17 protein-coding genes and 1 pseudogene are annotated in these 15,983 nt (G+C 62.7%); 4 read left to right on the forward strand and 14 right to left on the reverse strand.

The window, feature by feature from the left end; translation table 11 throughout:
* From AB0J47_RS22630 to AB0J47_RS22685, 12 genes and pseudogenes are all read right to left on the reverse strand, one after another.
* Nucleotides 1-578: ADP-ribosylglycohydrolase family protein (locus tag AB0J47_RS22630; RefSeq protein ID WP_364349131.1), on the reverse strand; the 578-nt coding region annotated here is incomplete at its 3' end.
* Between the two features lie 409 nt (nucleotides 579-987).
* Nucleotides 988-1,638, reverse strand: a complete 651-nt coding sequence (locus AB0J47_RS22635; protein ID WP_364349134.1) for a dihydrofolate reductase family protein — start codon at nucleotides 1,636-1,638, stop codon at nucleotides 988-990.
* Nucleotides 1,639-2,200: 562 nt separating this feature from the next.
* Nucleotides 2,201-3,280 carry an ADP-ribosylglycohydrolase family protein gene (locus AB0J47_RS22640; RefSeq protein WP_364349137.1) on the reverse strand — a complete coding sequence of 360 codons (1,080 nt, stop codon included), beginning with the start codon at nucleotides 3,278-3,280 and terminating at the stop codon, nucleotides 2,201-2,203.
* 123 nt (nucleotides 3,281-3,403) lie between these two features.
* The gene (locus tag AB0J47_RS22645) at nucleotides 3,404-4,036 is read right to left on the reverse strand and encodes a hypothetical protein (RefSeq protein WP_364349140.1); all 633 of its coding nucleotides are present in this window, start codon (nucleotides 4,034-4,036) and stop codon (nucleotides 3,404-3,406) included.
* A 179-nt stretch (nucleotides 4,037-4,215) separates the two neighbouring features.
* A complete protein-coding gene (locus AB0J47_RS22650) occupies nucleotides 4,216-4,698 on the reverse strand; it encodes a DUF6301 family protein (RefSeq protein ID WP_364349143.1) in 483 nt (160 codons plus the stop codon).
* Between the two features lie 114 nt (nucleotides 4,699-4,812).
* Nucleotides 4,813-5,880, reverse strand: a complete 1,068-nt coding sequence (locus AB0J47_RS22655) for a DUF6301 family protein (RefSeq protein WP_364349146.1) — start codon at nucleotides 5,878-5,880, stop codon at nucleotides 4,813-4,815.
* Between the two features lie 22 nt (nucleotides 5,881-5,902).
* On the reverse strand, nucleotides 5,903-6,139 hold the full coding sequence (locus AB0J47_RS22660) for a hypothetical protein (protein ID WP_364349149.1): 237 nt from the start codon (nucleotides 6,137-6,139) through the stop codon (nucleotides 5,903-5,905).
* A 35-nt stretch (nucleotides 6,140-6,174) separates the two neighbouring features.
* The gene (locus AB0J47_RS22665) at nucleotides 6,175-6,624 is read right to left on the reverse strand and encodes a hypothetical protein (RefSeq protein WP_364349152.1); all 450 of its coding nucleotides are present in this window, start codon (nucleotides 6,622-6,624) and stop codon (nucleotides 6,175-6,177) included.
* Nucleotides 6,621-7,118, reverse strand: coding sequence for a DUF6301 family protein (locus tag AB0J47_RS22670; RefSeq protein ID WP_364349155.1), 498 nt, complete (start codon nucleotides 7,116-7,118; stop codon nucleotides 6,621-6,623). Before AB0J47_RS22670 ends, AB0J47_RS22665 begins: the two co-directional genes overlap by 4 nt.
* An 87-nt stretch (nucleotides 7,119-7,205) precedes the next feature.
* Entirely contained in the window at nucleotides 7,206-10,556 is a 3,351-nt protein-coding gene (locus AB0J47_RS22675) for a hypothetical protein (protein WP_364349565.1), read from the reverse strand.
* Between the two features lie 140 nt (nucleotides 10,557-10,696).
* Nucleotides 10,697-11,230 (reverse strand): hypothetical protein, encoded by a 534-nt coding sequence (locus tag AB0J47_RS22680; RefSeq protein WP_364349568.1) that lies wholly within the window; start codon nucleotides 11,228-11,230, stop codon nucleotides 10,697-10,699.
* Between the two features lie 109 nt (nucleotides 11,231-11,339).
* A pseudogene (locus tag AB0J47_RS22685) lies at nucleotides 11,340-11,885 on the reverse strand (toxin glutamine deamidase domain-containing protein); the annotation flags it as partial.
* On the opposite strand from AB0J47_RS22685, the gene AB0J47_RS22690 reads away from it, so the two are divergent.
* Both AB0J47_RS22690 and AB0J47_RS22695 read left to right on the forward strand, forming a co-directional pair.
* On the forward strand, nucleotides 11,766-12,026 hold the full coding sequence (locus tag AB0J47_RS22690) for a hypothetical protein (protein ID WP_364349571.1): 261 nt from the start codon (nucleotides 11,766-11,768) through the stop codon (nucleotides 12,024-12,026). The pseudogene AB0J47_RS22685 and the gene AB0J47_RS22690 sit on opposite strands and share 120 nt — an antisense overlap.
* 60 nt (nucleotides 12,027-12,086) lie before the next feature.
* Nucleotides 12,087-12,524 carry a hypothetical protein gene (locus AB0J47_RS22695; RefSeq protein ID WP_364349574.1) on the forward strand — a complete coding sequence of 146 codons (438 nt, stop codon included), beginning with the start codon at nucleotides 12,087-12,089 and terminating at the stop codon, nucleotides 12,522-12,524.
* Between the two features lie 1,139 nt (nucleotides 12,525-13,663).
* On the opposite strand, the gene AB0J47_RS22700 is transcribed toward AB0J47_RS22695, so the two are convergent.
* Entirely contained in the window at nucleotides 13,664-13,903 is a 240-nt protein-coding gene (locus AB0J47_RS22700; RefSeq protein WP_330251622.1) for a hypothetical protein, read from the reverse strand.
* Here AB0J47_RS22700 and AB0J47_RS22705 point away from each other — a divergent pair.
* Nucleotides 13,896-14,387, forward strand: coding sequence for a hypothetical protein (locus AB0J47_RS22705; protein ID WP_364349578.1), 492 nt, complete (start codon nucleotides 13,896-13,898; stop codon nucleotides 14,385-14,387). The two genes, AB0J47_RS22700 and AB0J47_RS22705, sit on opposite strands and share 8 nt — an antisense overlap.
* A gap of 371 nt (nucleotides 14,388-14,758) precedes the next feature.
* Here AB0J47_RS22705 and AB0J47_RS22710 read toward each other — a convergent pair whose 3' ends face one another.
* Nucleotides 14,759-14,989: a hypothetical protein gene (locus tag AB0J47_RS22710; RefSeq protein ID WP_364349581.1), complete on the reverse strand. Its 231-nt coding sequence runs from the start codon at nucleotides 14,987-14,989 to the stop codon at nucleotides 14,759-14,761.
* A gap of 145 nt (nucleotides 14,990-15,134) precedes the next feature.
* Between AB0J47_RS22710 and AB0J47_RS22715 the strand changes: the two genes are divergently transcribed.
* On the forward strand, nucleotides 15,135-15,953 hold the full coding sequence (locus AB0J47_RS22715) for a hypothetical protein (RefSeq protein ID WP_364349584.1): 819 nt from the start codon (nucleotides 15,135-15,137) through the stop codon (nucleotides 15,951-15,953).
* Nucleotides 15,954-15,983: the final 30 nt, after the last annotated feature.

The raw sequence follows: 15,983 nt of genomic DNA on the forward strand, positions 1-15,983 counted from the left end.
TGGTCGAGGCGGTCCAGGATGCTGGTGATGAATTCGGTTGGTGTGGGCCGTGTCCCGTTGAGGCGGGCATGCGCGGCGTGGGCTGCGGCGAGTGCGACCGCGACGGCGCCGGTGATCCCTTCGGGATGTAGATGGGTCACCTGCGCCGACCGGACCGCTTCGGTGACAACCTTTTCCGGGTCGCCGGCGTAAAAGGCACCCAAGGGGGCAACCCGCATGGCCGCACCGTTGCCGCAGGAACCTTCGTCACCGAACGCGGCTGCGGCCGCCTTGCGCCAATGCACGCCATCGCGGACTCGCCCCAAGGTGCCGACTGTGGCGAAGCCGTAGTCACGGCTCGGGTCGAAGCGTCGCGCGAAGGCGGTGGCAAGCCGATCCTGGTCGATCTCGCCGCGACTGGACAGCTCGGTAACCACGGAGCAGGCCATTTCGGTGTCGTCGGTCCACCCCCACGGTCCGGCGGGAAGATTGTCTGCCCGAAGATCTGCGATGGATCGGCGCATGATCGGGAACTGTTGCCCCAAAGCGTCCCCCGCGGACAGTCCATCCAAAGAATCAAGCATCAACTCGACATGCATTGCGTCTGATGATAGCCAAAGGGAAGACGATCTACGCGGATGGCGAATGTGTGTCTGTCGACAGTGTCTGAATCTTCAACGGTGGCAGTGGATGTCGGTTCGTCGCCGTAAGTGCGCGGATGAGCTCGGTGACGTGTTTGCGTTGCTCGTGCCCAGCAGAGCTGCTTCCGGTTGGCGGGGTGTATGCCTCGTCGAGTTCGAGTGCGATCCCGGACTCGTGCGCGAGATCGCGCACGTCGAGCTTCAAGGCTTGGATACAGCGCGATTGGTGTCGATCGAGGACGGGTGCTCGGGGTTGTCGATCAACCGGCTGACCGAGGTCCCGAATCAAGACGACATCAGACCGGTGCGTGTCGCCGTGATCGCCACGGTGATAGCCAGCCGTGATGTGACGGCATTCCCCAGCCGGTTACATCTGGCCGTGGCGGACCTGGCCGGCTGGTTCGTAGGTACCGAGGACGATGCCGAGATCGGTCACGGTGAGCTCGACTGGGCGCATCGTCGCCGGGAGGATGCCGTCGTTGAACAAGCGGCGACCGGAGCCGAGCACCAGCGGAAACGTCATCAGGCGGAAGCGGTCGACAAGCTCGTGCTGCAACAGTGTCTGGAGCAGTTTGCCGCTTCCCCAGATCTGCAGCTCGTCGCCGGGTTCGTCCTTCAGCGCCTGCACGGCCGCGACGACGTCGCCGGTGAGGAGACGAGCGGTGTCGGGGTGCTCGCCGCGCCACGTGGCATCGGCCTGGCTGAGCGAGTTGGACACGACGTATTTGGGCAGTGAGTTGATCGCGGTGGCAATGGGGTTGCCGGGGTCGGTCTGATCAGGCCAGTAGCCGCGGAAGATGTCGAATGTTCTGCGACCGAACAGGAATGCGCTGGCGTGGCTGTTGAGTTCGGTGACGAACTCGCCGACGGCTTGGTCCGGGAAGGGGGCCTGCCAGCCGCCGTGGGTGAAGGCGTCGCTGGGATCTTCCTCGGGCCCGCCGGGGGCCTGCATCACGCCGTCGAGGGTCAGGAACGTCTGAACGGTGAGCTTCATGTGGATGTAGACGGAGCGGCGCACTGATTCTGAGCGGTCTCACGTCGAATCGCTGCGGGCGGAGTCAGAACGCATCTCTTTCATGCCGGTGACAACAACCTGGTCGACATGACCGGCGACCCCTCCGCGCACACGCCACCTCTTCCGACGCCTTGCGAGAGTTCCTCGACCGAGGTGTAGAGATCACTCTGCACGCCAAAGTCGCGGCTACGGCGACCTCAGCGGTCATAGGCTCAGCAAACGCCTCTCACCACTCGACGGCAATCGACGAAGCGGTGATCATCAGCGACGACCGCCTGTCGTCGAACAGGTCGTCTTGCCGTCCGAATCGGAATTCGTCTGGCTTCTGCGTGAAACGCAGGAACTCCTCGAATAGGCCGACCGCAGGGAGTCTGTTCAAGTGTTTGTTTAGCTGCTGTGCCGCCGCGTGTATCGCACAACTCCCGCAACAGGGCGGTACCCAGTTGGCCGTACTCGTGCCGCTCTACCCAATGTTGTCATCCACGGTCAGCGGCCGATCGCGTTGGACCGCCGCCGCGATCTCCGAGATCCAGCAGACCAGTCACGCGAACCAACGACTGACCTCTTACAGTCCCTCGTCGAACGGGTACCGGTCGTGTAACGCGGATCGGTCGCCGACAAAGTAGTTCAGGACTAGGTCGTCAGCGACTTGGACCAGCACATCGCGGCCCTCGACTACGGATGCCCACTCCATCGGCAGTCCGGACACACCATGGGCGGCGCCGATCAGGTTGCCGGCGACCGCACCGGTGGAATCGGAGTCACCGGAATGGTTCACCGACAACAGCAGTGCTGCGCGCGCATCGCCGGTCCGGACCGCGTACAGGGCGCAGTACACCGCGATGGCCAGGCACTCTTCTGCGATCCACCCCGCGCCGACCTGCTCGACCTTTTCAGCGGTCGCCACGCCCTCGGACAGCTCGACAGCGCGGGTCAGCGCCGCCATGGTTTCCGCACCTGCGGGAAACGCCGCGAGTTGAGTAATGGTTTGCTGCACGGCAATCGGCAGTTCGATACCGCTGACAACACGATCGATCAGTGCCGCGAACGCACCTGCGGCGAGGTATCCCGTGGGATGCCCGTGGGTCAGTTGCGCGCTGCGAGCGGCCGTGGTGAATGCGAGGTCTGGGCCCGCCCCGGCCAGTCCGAACGGTGCCGACCGCATCACGGTGCCGCAACCTTTCGAGCCCGGATTCACGGGACCGGGTTGGTCGAGCATGTCTGGGGCGAGATACCCCAATGCCTGCCTGTTCAGACCGGACATACAGGCATTCCCAGGTGCCCGCGCCGCATACAGAAACGGTTGACTCGCCAGCCAGCCGTCACTGTCCAGTACGGCAGCATCGGGTGTCTGGGTCTGCAACCAGCGCAGATACGCTCTGCGCAGCGCTGGCACCGGGTCAACTCCCGGAACCGACCGCAGCAGGCCCTCCGCGGTGAACAATGTCATCTGGGTGTCATCGGTAATCTGTTGCGGCGCACCCGCGTCGTGCTGAGGCAGAAAACCTTGCACCCCGTCGGCTCCATACCGTTGGCGAATCTGGGCCAGTTGCAGGAATTCGATAGGCCACCCGAGCGCGTCACCGATCGCCCCACCCAGCAGCGAACCCCGTACCCGGTCGAAGACCGGCGTGTAATCACCCACGGGACAACATCATTGCGCATCCGGTTGGCACAAACACCACCCAGCCACATCCGAGGGCCCGCGGGACATCCCCTGACCATGCGACAGTATGGAAATCAGCAGGTACCGACAGCCCCGCAACGGTCATGGAAATTCGCGGACTTCGACAACGTCGAGGCCGACGGACCGGGCGGCGGTTTCGAGCATTTCCTGCCACTGGTCCACGTCGGTGCTGTCTATCAGGGCATCGGGCATGACCTCGACGCTGATGGACCACTGGTTTTCGCCGTCGCGCCATAGCTTGGCCAGTACGGAGGTATCCCCGCCCGCGCCGAGCTCATGTGAACCGAACTGCACGGCATCGGGATCATCGAGACGGCCGCGGCGGCTCAGGCTGAGGGTGTCACGCAACTGTTCCAGTCGATTGTGGTTGAGGTCGCCCGAAAGGGTCAGCAGCAACCGGCGTTTCGGTCTGGCCGGGATTTTCGGCCCTGTCGCCGGTGCCGCCTGGTTGGGGGTTGGTTCCAGTCCCAGCAGGGGAAGGGCGAGGTCGGCGTTGCCCTTGTTCTCGTTCCACGCCGTATACGTCAACTGCGCCGGTGCAGCGATCCCGAACGCATCCCGCAAACCGGAGGTGATCATCGCCGCCAGCCGATGGTATTCGGCCCGTGGCGCGGGCCACGCCACGTTGAACGACCAGTTGTAGCTGTCGCGCCCGATAGGCGGCTGCCAGCCCAGATCAGCGATGTACTCAAGCCCTGCGGCATCGGCCCGCACCTCAGGGTCCAGCATGCCAGGACCGGGTAGCTCGGCGTACAGTTTGGTATCGGTCTGATAGAACTGCGCATACCGGCGTCGATCCGGGTTCGGTACACGCTCTCGGATGGATACAATCGCACCCGCGGGCAGCACCGCCAACTGGTTCGCCAACCTATCGGTGAACTCGTCCCAGCCGGTCATGACTGTTCTGCCTCGGCGAGCGCTTCGCCCTCGTCGTCGAGAGCCAACTGCTCGTTGGGCACCAGCTCCAGGTTCACCACGCTAGGAAAGGCTTTCAGCGCGAGAGTCTGCTGTGGTCCTGCCCAGCGCACCTCGGGATATTCACCCGGGACTCGCGTGCTCGGCGCCCCGAGCGCATCAGTAAGCGCACGTGTCATGCGCACGAACGCGTCCCACACGTTGTCGGCCTCATCGGAGTCGATGTCGGTCACCGACTGCACGATGTGGTGGGCGTGTCCATCCCAGCCGTCGACGCGGCCACTAGCCAGCCCGAACCCAACGTCAACGCTTACCGAATGTGGACCTATTCGCTCTATGTGCCATCCGAATTCGGCGGCCAGTTCCTGCACGTCGGCCAATCGCCACGACCAATGCAGCGACCGCAATCGAAGCGCCAGCTCGACAATCTCGGCGTCGTCCAGCGCCCGCCACCCCGTCATAACCCCGCCCTATCGTCAGTCTCCAACACAGCCATCCCGCTCCCGCCCACACTCTCACGTTCACGCGCCCTGGCCTGATCCGCCCAATTCCAGCTCGCTGGTCGACGGGCGTTGTCAATCGTCCTCGTCGAGGGCGCTGAGCCAGTCGTTGGTTACCAGCTGTAACCGGACCGTGTGGTGGAAGTCGATCAGCCGCAGGGTTGTTTGCGGACCGGCCCAGCGGATTTCGGGAACCCTGTCGTCGAGGCGAGCGGTTGATTCGCCGAGGGATCTGGTCAGTACGTCCGCCATCCGGGCATAAGCCGCCACTGTGTTGTCGCGGCCGTCTGGTGTATCAGCGGCCTGGGTGCTGACGGTGACTTCGATGCGTACCGCGTCGCCGTCGAAGCCGATGATATCGACGGTGTCCGGGCCGAGACCGGAGGCGAACTGGACCCGGTCCGTTGAGTGGATCGTGGGTTCTTGCCAACCGAATACGGTCACCAAGCGCAGCAGATTGTCCATTCGCCATGACCAGACCAGCGTGCGTAGTTTCTCGGCGAGATCGGCGATCGCGTTGTCGGACAACGCCTGCCATCCGGACGGTCTCGGCATCGGCTTTGCGACGGGTATGTGGTCGGCGACGAAGAGCGGTTTCGAGACAGGTCGGCCCGCGTGGGGCGTCGACAGCGATTCGGTGGCTGCCGCATAGTCCAACGTCAGGTCGTCTTCGGAAGTGATACGGGCTCGCGGTGCTTCGGGGGGCGGTGTGCCGAATGTGAGGGTGTCACCCCACAGTCGTGTGCTGGATTCTTCCAAAATTTTGCGTGCGCGCTCCAGCGAGGCAGCGCTGGGCGGTGCGTCGCTTACGGTTGCGTCCGCTGACAGATGCCGGTCGATGACAGTCAGTCCTGCTGCGCGGCAGCCGACTTCGACGAGCCCGATCGATGTCGCGATATCGAAAAAGGGGAGGGCATCAATGGTGATGGACCATTCATCGGCGCCGGTGCGCAGCAGCGTGATAGTAGAAGCGCGAATTGATGGGTATCGCGGGTGGTTTCGGATGCGGTGCCCCAATTCGCTGCCCACCGCGTCGTTCGCAGCACCGGAGGGGGTCAGCCCGATGACCGCTCGAAGTTCCTCGAGTTGGGCTTGATCGAGCCGACCAGTCGTGACCAGGCGAAACCGCCGCATCAGTTTCATTCAAGGGCTCCCGATGGTGCCTTCATGACTGCACTACGAGGCGCTCGGGCGTTGTGCCGCTGTCCAACCACGCCGTTGCGATCTTTCTCGCAACGGCCCGATAGAGCATGTCGTCGGCGCTGTTCTCCGACGCGATTACCTCGGTGGCCTTGTTCAGGACCAATGTGTACTGACTGCCCTGTATATCGGTGTACCGGTAACGAACTCTTTCCTCGTCTTCCTCGATTTTCTCGATTTCTGCGTACAGTGCCAATGTCATGGTCTCCGTTTCCCCAAAGCTCGGATGACAACCGATCAGTCCTGGCGTGCCAGCCCGAGCAGTGGCAGGTGAAGGTCGCGTTCGTCCGCGTTCTTGTTCCATGCGGCGTAGGTCAACGACTCTGGGGCGCTGATTCGGAACGCGTCACGGAGTCCGGTCACCACCATCGCCGCCAACTGGCGGTATATGGCGGAATAGACCGGCCACGGCAGCTCGATCCACCAGTAAGGGCCATGGTCGTCATCGGGTTCCTGCCAGCCTGACTCGGTGATCAGCCGGTATCCCGTTTCATCAGGCCGTGCGGTGGATTCGAGGAACTCATCGCCCACCAATTCGGCCAGTAGCTCGCTGTCGGTCTGCGCGAACTGCGCGAATCGTTGCTGGCCTGGGGGGACCCCCGCTTCGACGATCTTTACGATCGCGCCTGCGGGCAGTACCGCTAATTGCTCGGCCAGTCGCTCGGTGAATTCCGTCCAATCCGTCATATCAGGCCCTGCCGTTCGAATTCGATGGATCTATCGAGAGCCGCCAGCGAGGCGTTCGTCTGATACGTCAGCTGAACAGTATGCGCGAGACTCAGATTCTTCAGGCGCAAGGTTGTTTCCGGGAAAGCCCAACGGATTTCGGCGGCTTCCCCCGGCATGCGGGCGGTCGGTTCGCCGAGAGCGCCGGTTATGGCCTCGGTCATCCTGACGAACGCGTCACGCAACATTGCTCGGCCGGTCGCGTCCCCGCTTGCGGAGTCTGCCACCATCAACTCGATGGACTCGGCTACCCCGTCACGGCCTGTTACCGCACCGCTGCTCAGCCCGAAACCGCAGTCGAGCATGACCCAATCCGCTCGGGCCATCAATACCTGCCAATCGAACCGTGCGGCTATCGCGGGCACATCCTGCAGTTGCCACGACCAGTCCAACGATCGCAAGCCGGTAGCCAATTCGATTATCTCGTCGTCGGTCAGCGCACGCCATCCCGTCATGGATTCACCTTATTCCTATCGCCGGACTACGTTTGGTTCCGTTCCCGGGGAACGGTCATCGCGATGCACTCCTGCACATGTCCCTGCTCAGGACGGCGTTCGACCTTCTCGCTCCAGCGCGCGGGCTTGGTCACGTAAGCGTTCATCACGCCGCATCTGTACGCGTCGTTGCTCGGCTTGTCTGTCGTCTTCGCGCTCGCGCGCGCCCACGGCCTCCGTCGCGATCCGGCCTTGGCCGGCGCTGACCACATGTTCGACTTCGACTGTTTGGACGGGTGTCCCGCGCTCGATGTTCTTGATGATTTCCGCCTGACGGCGCTCCATGGAGTCGTAGGGGACTCGCACAGGTGGTTGTCCGGTCGGCTCGTAGGTGAAAGACCTCGATTGCGGATCGAAACCGGTTGGTTCGAGTTCGAGGCAGAGCGCATACGTCCGGACATCCATGGTTCGCGCCTGCTCACGAGTCAACTGCAGAACTCGATTGTCGCCGACCGTACGATTATGTTCTTGCCGAAGTATTTCTCGTCCGAATTCTTCGCGTGCCAGCTCTAAATTACGTGCGCGCGCGGCCTCGATCGATTCGGTCACTTGCCGGTCATGAGCGGGGTCCAGCCCCAGTCCATCGAGCGCGCGGGCTTCTTTTTCTCGTTCGACCTCGATCACGCGTTGCACACGATCGTGGTTCGCCCGGACTGTGGCAAGGTCTGGCTCCTTGCCTTGCGCGAAGGCCGTATCCATCTCGCGGACCTGCTCAAGCGCGTGGGCGATGAACCGGGAGCGCTCTTTCAACTGCGGATCCCGGTATTCCAAAACCCTGGCCTCCGCCTCTTTGACTATCTCCCGGTTGGCCGCTTCGATGTTTGCTGTCACCGACATATCTCGCGATTTAACATCCAATTCCAGGAGCTTCTCGATAACTGCAGACTCGGAGCCAAGATCCAAACGCTGAACGAGCTCCCAGTTGCGCGCGAATTCTAATTCCTGCGCCCGAATTAGACCTGCTTTCGTGGCCGTGACCAGCTGGCTTCTTTCGTCGAGCGATAGGCCTCTTTCTACTGCCTGATTGATGGTCTCCAATGATTGGCGCATCTGAAGGTGCAGCATTGCTGCTTGGGGATCCAACACGTGGGGTTCGCGCGCTAGTTCTACAACTAGGCCGACAACCTCCCGTTCACGTGGAGACAACCCCTCGAGTACGCGTGTGATTTCGAGGGTATGTTCTAGAACCAGCTCGCGTTCCATTTCGATTACCAACTCCGGCAGGCGAACGCGGGGGCGTTCGATGCCGCCGAGGATCGGGACGGGAACCAGCTCGCCATCACGTACCAGGCTGTATTTGGTCACCGAGACATTGCCATTGATATCGACGTGAACTTTGTGGTTCTCGATTACCAGGGTGCCGTCTCGGTGCACCTGGATCAATTCATCTCGGGCTTTTATGAACGCGACGCCTTCAGGGCTGTTCGGATCGAGACCGCGAGCCTTCATCTGCGCGGGGGTCTCATTGAAAATTGTGATGAGGTTCCGGTCGATGGCCAAGGTTCTCGCCGTATGCTCCGGAGACATCTGCTGCGCGCGGCCATGTGGGGTATCCGCAGCGCCGAGTTCGGAGCCGACGCCCTTCTGCTCGCCATTGATGAGCTTGGTTGGTGTTGATTCGGTCTTGGGTTGGAGCACGAGTCTGTCGGCCATATCCCTGCCATCGGCAGCGCCCTTGAAAGGGGTTAACTGCACAGCGCCAGGAAATATCTCTTTGTCGTGGAAATATGCGTCACCGCCCAGGTCGCCCATCCCCTTGGAGGTGTTCACCATATCAACGCCCTGGCTATTCCAAATCCTGGCGTTGGCCTCGAGATCCCTCACATCCGCCAACCGCTCCAGCTTTTCCGTTGGGCTGAGGCTCGGATTGTCACGGATCTCTTTTTCCAGCTCTTTTATCACGCCCTTATCGAGTTCGCTGTCCTTGAGTTGACGAACCTCTGATATCCCGAAATCCTTGAACTTCGGGATGAGCCTGGCGAGTTCTTGCCCGGCCGGATCGCGGGCAGATTGCTGTTTCTTGCGCTCGTCGGACTCCAGTTGAATCTTTTTTGCGATCTCGGGGTCTTTCACCTCATAGGGTTGTTTGGGGCCTTCCGGGATTGCGGAAAAGATGACCTTCTTATCATTTTCTTTGTCGGGATTGGGGGCAAACCCTTTTTCGTTGTGCCTATCATAGTTCTTATTGCGGAATACGCCGGGCGGGTCGCTGTAGTCGTGTAACCTGCCTTTTTCGCGATCGCGCCAGGAATTGGGTGGGTCTCCCGGCTTGTGCAGGCAACCGTCGTCTCCGCGATACATGCCCGGTGATGGCGGTAGATCGTCCCGCTCCGGTATTGCCGGGGCAGGACGGTCGTTGCTTTCTCCTGGAATCCGGTACGGACTGTCGGTCGATTCTGCGCGCTGCGTGTTCGCGGTGTTCTGCTGATCTCGAGTCGCTTCTGCAGGCTCGATATGACTACGCGAGCGCTGAGGCTCCGCGGACGGAGTGGGTTGGTCCCGTGCGCCGGATGTTCTGGCGCTAGGAGATTCATCGGGACCGGTGATGTGACTTCGAGGGACCTCGAAGCCGGCGTTGCCGGGAGTTCGCCCAGGGTTCTCCCTCCCTGACGGATTGTTGGGTTCGTGTCCGCCCGGCGGCCGCATTTCGCCGCCGCTTTGGCCTGGCATTGGACGTCGACCGTCGAGGTGTGAGTCGGTGTCGGCGTGAGTTCGGTTGTTTTCGTGGACCGGCCCATCCCATGTGTAATCCTCGGGACTGGATGCGCGGCGTCCTTGCTCCCAATTGGCGACTTCGTTTGCGGCCCTGTGCGAGTCTGCATAGCTGGCATCGGGATTTTCCACCGAGTGCTGGTGTTCGGCTAGTTCGTGCTCCAACAGGAGAAGATCAGAGTCGGTGAACCTACCGGATCGCAGTCGGATCCACGCCTCCGCGATATCTGGGTTGGCCTCGAAACGTGCATTGATGAGACCGCCATCGGTTGCGCGTAGCGGATGCTCTTGGTGGAAAAGGTGATCCTTTACCGCTTCGATCATCGAGTGCGTATATTTCGATCCGTCCGGGCGGTGAGCACCTTCGAGGCTCGAGACGACCCGACCCACATCATCCGCGTTGCGGATGGCGTTGTATGCCTCGACAGCCCATCGTTCTGCTCGGCGGAGGTCTGCGGCAGTGTCGCGGGCAGTATTCGAAAGATCCGGTCCGTGCTCCGCTTCGGTGCCCGGCGTCGGTGTGCTCTCGTCGGTTGCGGCTTGTCGGTGAGCATCGGCTTCGCCGTAGTTGCGAGCAGCTTGTTCAGGATCTGCGCGGAGGGGCGCGTCGTCGCGGGTGATCTGGGTGGGGGCGTCGAGATGAGGCGGACGGTGTGTCGATTCTGGACTCGGTTGATCGCTGTCCAATGATGAGTGACTGGGTCCCGTGTCGACCCGCGAGGTATCCCGAGGTACGGGGAAATCCTCTGTGGCTGCTGGTGTCCAGTCGGGTGCCGACATTGATTTTGGGACTTCAACGTCGCGCGGTAGCTCCGCGTGTTCGGAACCTAGTCCTCGAAGGTTCCCTGTTCCGGCCAGGTCCCGTCCTGGCGGGATTTCCATTGCGCCCACGCCGCTGCGCGTGACGCGCCAGCCCGGGTCGGCCGAACGCTGAGTGGGTGCTTGGTGATGGTCAGTTGGAATTCCTCGGTCGGCTCCGGGGGTTGGAGCAGCGACTCGATTCGGACTTGATACTGGATCGTCTCCGAGTCCTCGTGTGTGCGTTGAATTGTCGTCCGGGTGCGATGTGGGTAAATCTGGGCGCCCTGGACCGGTTGGCCCGCTTCGATCGCCTGGTCGTACATCTCCCCGATCGTGAACGGATGCAGACTCGGGTGCACCGTCACCACGCCCGTTTCCCGGTTCACCACGTAGCTGGTCAGGCCCAGATCCATGCCCCGCGCTATCTCCTCCGGGGTGAGTTTCGGACGGCACACCCATCCGTGCTGGAACGAAATCGGCCCTTCGAACTGCAGGCTCGGGAATGCTTGGGCCAGATACTGCTGGACCTGTTGCTCGGTTTGGAACCGTTGTGCCGCCATGTGATCCTCCATTCGGGTCGCAAATCATGAATCGCACCCCCATCGACCTGTCGACCAGGTGCGCTGGGGGCTTATCGGAGATGATCGGCGGCTTCGGTTGCGCGTCTACCCACATCGGCCCGCTTGCCCCGTGCGGGTAGACGATCGCGGTGGCGTGCGAACCCCCCATGATCGGACTGCCGTCGGGGTTGTAGAGCTTTTGCCCAGTTTGGGGGTCGAGGGTATGCCAGGCATTGTGCACGTATGCCGAGGCACCCGGTCCTTGTTGAGCTACCCAGTCATGCAATGCCTGGAACTGCTCGGGTATCGATCTGCCGCCGTCGTTGAAATGTTGCCAAGTGCCGCCGATCCACGCTTCGGCGCGCTGTAGACCGAGGGCCTCACCTCCGTGGGTGTCGATGCTCCCGTCAGGCAACACATCCGGCCATCGAGGGGCGGCGACCATCGGCCGACCGTTGTGGGTGGACAGGATCGCCATCGTGCAATCACTGCAGTCGTTGCTACGACCCGGTTTCGTGGGGCCACCATCGTTGATGTGCTGTGCGTACAGGTGCGGATCGGCACCGACAAGGAATCTATTGCCAGCACGGACGGAATCCTCGACTACGTGTTGATACGCGGGATCCTCGATGTTGTCGAGGTTGCCTTCGCCGATCACCCGACCATCGGCGATGTCGCCGCGGGTGACTGGGGTATTGGCCTCGGCGATGTCGTTGCTGAGCTGGCGAATCTCGTCCGGGCTGAACCCGTTTCCGCGCGGGCCTGGTTCCGGTTGCAATCCGAGATGCTCGCGTAGCTGCTGGACGATCGCGTCGGGGTGGCTGTCGGGATGCCAGGGGCCGGAGGTGTCACTGACGTGGATGTGGAGGTTCGCCGCTGCCGGATCCGGCGTGTGCACCAAGTCGATCAGCACCCGGTCACCGGACAACAACCGCTGACCATGATTGAAGGTCAGATCCGTTGCCAACTGCGCCCTTTCCCACAACCGCGCCACCTGTTCCGGGGATACGCTGCGGTCTGCGGTGACATGCACCTTGATGCCGGCTACCGCGACGGGGCCTTGGTGCTCGTCGGGGTAGCGCCGGAAGTCGTAGGCGGGCTTGGCATTCGCCCTATGCTCGGTGGGCACCTGAGTGGTATGGCCGCCCTCGGGCAGCTGATGGCGGTACCACTCACGTATCTGTCGCACTTGCTGTGCCTGCTGCAACTCCTGAGGCGACAGCCGTTGCGGACCCTGGTGTGGACCAGGCTGATCCGGCCTCGGCGCTCTGCCCGGATGCTGGGGATCCTCTGAGCTATGTGCCCGCGGACCGCGCTGCTGCGGTGCGCGCGAATCCGAGTGCGGCGCTGAGTGTTCCGCTGGACCCGCATGTCGTACCGGTGTTCGCGGGACCGGTGTGTGTGACTCGATGACTTGCGGGGGTGTCGAGCTGCGAGGGGATTCGGGAGGCGCCAGTGAAGTGCGGGGGTGCGGTGGCGGGACAGGGTGCGGGCTGAGTTCTGGTGGACGCTGGTGTGGTGTCGACGGTGTGCGGGCCACCGGCTGGTGTGGTGGTGTCGGCTTATGAGTGGGCGAATTGTGGGGCGCTGGCGCCACATTCGTTGGCGAGTGATGCGGAGAAGGTGAGACGGGTCGATGTGTTTCAGGGGAATGTTGCGTCGGCGGTGTCGGAGAGTGCGACTCCGGCGCAGGCGCATGCGGTGTCGGCAGTGGCGACTCGGGAGCACGCGAGGACATCCACGGCGCGTGCGGCGAGGGTGACTCGGGAGCGTGCTGCGACACCGAATGCGATTGTGCCTGTGAATGATCTGGCGATACAGGCTGCCGTGGGGCCGGGTCAGGCGTGGTCGGCGGATGTGGTGTCGTCGGCTCGTGCGTCGGTGCGTGAGTTATCGGTGGCAGCGATTCCGGTGCTCGCGACGACCTCCATGGTTCCTGTGGTGCTGGCGGCGGGGACTCCGGAGCAGGATCGCTGGGGTGCGATTGTTGCTGGGTGTCGAGCCAGTTGCGCACCTGGATGTCGTGTGGGCTCTCGCCCGGTGGGTGGGCACGGGCGGCGGCGATTTCTTGCTGGGTGGGTTGGTAGCGCCCGATGTGGGGGTTGTATTCGCCGCTATAGAACGGGTCCATCGGAATGAGGCGGCCGTCGTCGAATCGGGCGACGTATTTGTGGACTTCGGGGTCGAAGCCTGGACGTTGCGGTGGCGGCTCCGGAGACGGGGCTCGAGTGGGTGACGGCGCGTGTTCTGTTGCGGGAGAGTCATTTTCGGTGTACTCGGAGCGAGCCTCGGGCCGCGCGTGAGATTGGTTGGCGTCGGCTTCAGTCATCGAATCCGGGCGTGCCCACCGCGGCGGCTCTGATTCCGGTGCGCGCGTCGTCGACGGTACCGGGCGGTCGACCGGACCATGGTGCGGCGCAACCGATTCCGGTTCTATTCCGTCGTTTCTCCCTGTTCCCGAGCGATACGCTTCAGTTCCGACTCCCCCCAGGCTTGCCAGATCTTGACCTGCTCCTCCGATGCTGGACGACGCCCCTTCGCTTCCAATGCGGCTCGGTGGGCGTCCATCTCCCGTACTGCTTCCTGACTCTCGGGGTCGGGGTTGGACTGGCGCAGCGTCGGGCCGAGAATTTCTAGCGCTATCTGTTTCATTTCCTCTGGACTGATGGCCATCGGGAGTCCTTCCCAGATCGGTGAGACGGATGATGTGTTTGCCCGGGTCGTGCGGGCGTCTTCCCGGCTCGAACGACATGTGATCGACCCGGAACTGGTGCCCCGGCGGGAAGATGATCTCGGCCTGGTTGAGGCTGGCCCAGGAGATGTCCTTACCGTAGCGGGACTTGATGATGAGCTCGACGTTTCCGCCTGCCATCGAGGTTTCCTTGTCCGAGGACGCAAAGCCAGGATCGATGACTACCGGGTCAGACCTATTGGGGTTGTAGTACTGGAGAAACCTCTTGAGAGCTGCGGGGTCGTCGATATACAGAGATCGATAGACCACACCCTGATGGTCGGGCAGTTTGTTGTAGGCGTTGACCAATGCCCGGATCTCGAGATCGTGTTTCGCCAGCAGCGCCTCGTCACCGTTGCGCATGGCTTTGTTGGCGGACTCATTGAGCACGACATCCTGATTCCGGCGGATGAGCTCGATCTCTGAGTCGGACAGTCGGGCTAGCTCCGGATATTCCTCGATGCTGTTGCGGGACCGGATATCCCGCGCTTCAGGACTCACCGGGTGGTCGCGCGCGTATTCGTGTTCGGCGATCGGGTCGTGGTAGTCCGGATTGGCGTAGTACGGCTTGCTCTCCACTGGCAGCTTCGGCCAGTATTTGGCCTCTTCGGGTCGCGCCGCCGGATCGCCTCCAGCACTGTGGTTATCAGGGTCTGATGGGTGGCTGCGGCTCGCCGCCGGGTCGTGAGAGCCGGGGGCGGGGAAGGCGTGCTCGCCTGCGCTGGGCATTCCGGGCCGGGGCGAATGACCAATGATCGGTTCGGGGACCGATGTGTCGCGGCGCTCGCCGCCCTCGGTTAGGAGGCGATCACCCCGTTCTGCGGCCATGCTTTCTCGCGTTTGGCCCGGAGCATGATCTGTCCCGCCGCGGACCGGAAAATCACGTCCTCCGGTTGGTCCGTGCGGGCGGTGTTGTTGGTCGTGTCGATCGTCAGGATGCGGTCGAGGTTGTCCCTCGTCTCCCCGAACTGGTATGCCACCTCGTTCGGGTCGTTCCTGATTCGGTTGTAGTAGATCAGTAGCGCCATCGTGTGGTCCCCATAGTGTGTCGTACCGTTCGCCGCTGCGCGGCGCCGCAACCGGTGCCCAGTTGTGGTCGATGTTGGCGTATGCGTGGGCCTCTTGATAGAGCGCCCCCGGGTTGTCGCGATAGTAGTTCGACTCCGCGAGTTCGTGTTCGAGCAGCACGAGATCGGCGGGGTGCGGCCTGCCGGATCGCAATCGGATCCATGCTTCGGCGATGTCGGGGTCCGCGTCGTAGCGTCGGTGTGCGACGGTTCCGTCATAGTCCTGGATCGGATGTTCTTCGCGGAACAGGTGGTTTTTGATCTGCTGGACGTCGTCGTGTGTGAAGTGCGTCCCGTCGACGCGCGGATGATCGGCGAGAACGCCGGCGATGTCGTCGATATCACGGTCGTCGCTTCGGAAAAGGTCGTAGGCGTTTTCGGCCCATTCGAACGCCGCGAAGTCGTCGCGTGGCCGGACCGCTCCGCCCGAATAGGCGAGGTCCGGTTCGTCTGGTACGGCGGTGTCACGGGGCGAGTGATCAGTCGAATCCGTGTGTGGAGAGTCGCTGCGACGCTGGCCTGGTGCCGAAGAACCATCACGGATGTCACCGCTGGAAGGCGGGTGCGCAACGACCTGCGGTGCCTGGTCGCCCGTGCCCTCGGTCCAGGTGTCACGAACTTCTGGCTCGAGTGTGTGATGGTCTGTGCCGTTGGGCCGGTCCGAAAGATCGGCGGCTCGTCGATCTGGGACGCTGTCGGGATCGTCGCCTGGTGCACGGTGGCTGCGGGGCTCTGTATTGCGGTCCGCGGCAGGCGTATTGCGGTCGGCAGCGGGCGCACGGTTGGTAGCGGATTCTGGGGGGCGGGGCGCGGTGCGTTGTCCCGTGTCCGGGTTGCGCGAATTCGCCGAGTTTGCGGTCTCTCGTGTCGGGGAGGCGGTGTCACGTGGACCCGGCAGGTGGGTATCGGGTCGACTGGCGGCTGAGTTGGGGTGTGGTGACCGGTCACCGGTCCC

The sequence above is a fragment of the Nocardia sp. NPDC049737 genome (assembly GCF_040674755.1).
In the GTDB taxonomy this organism is placed as follows: Bacteria; Actinomycetota; Actinomycetes; order Mycobacteriales; family Mycobacteriaceae; genus Nocardia.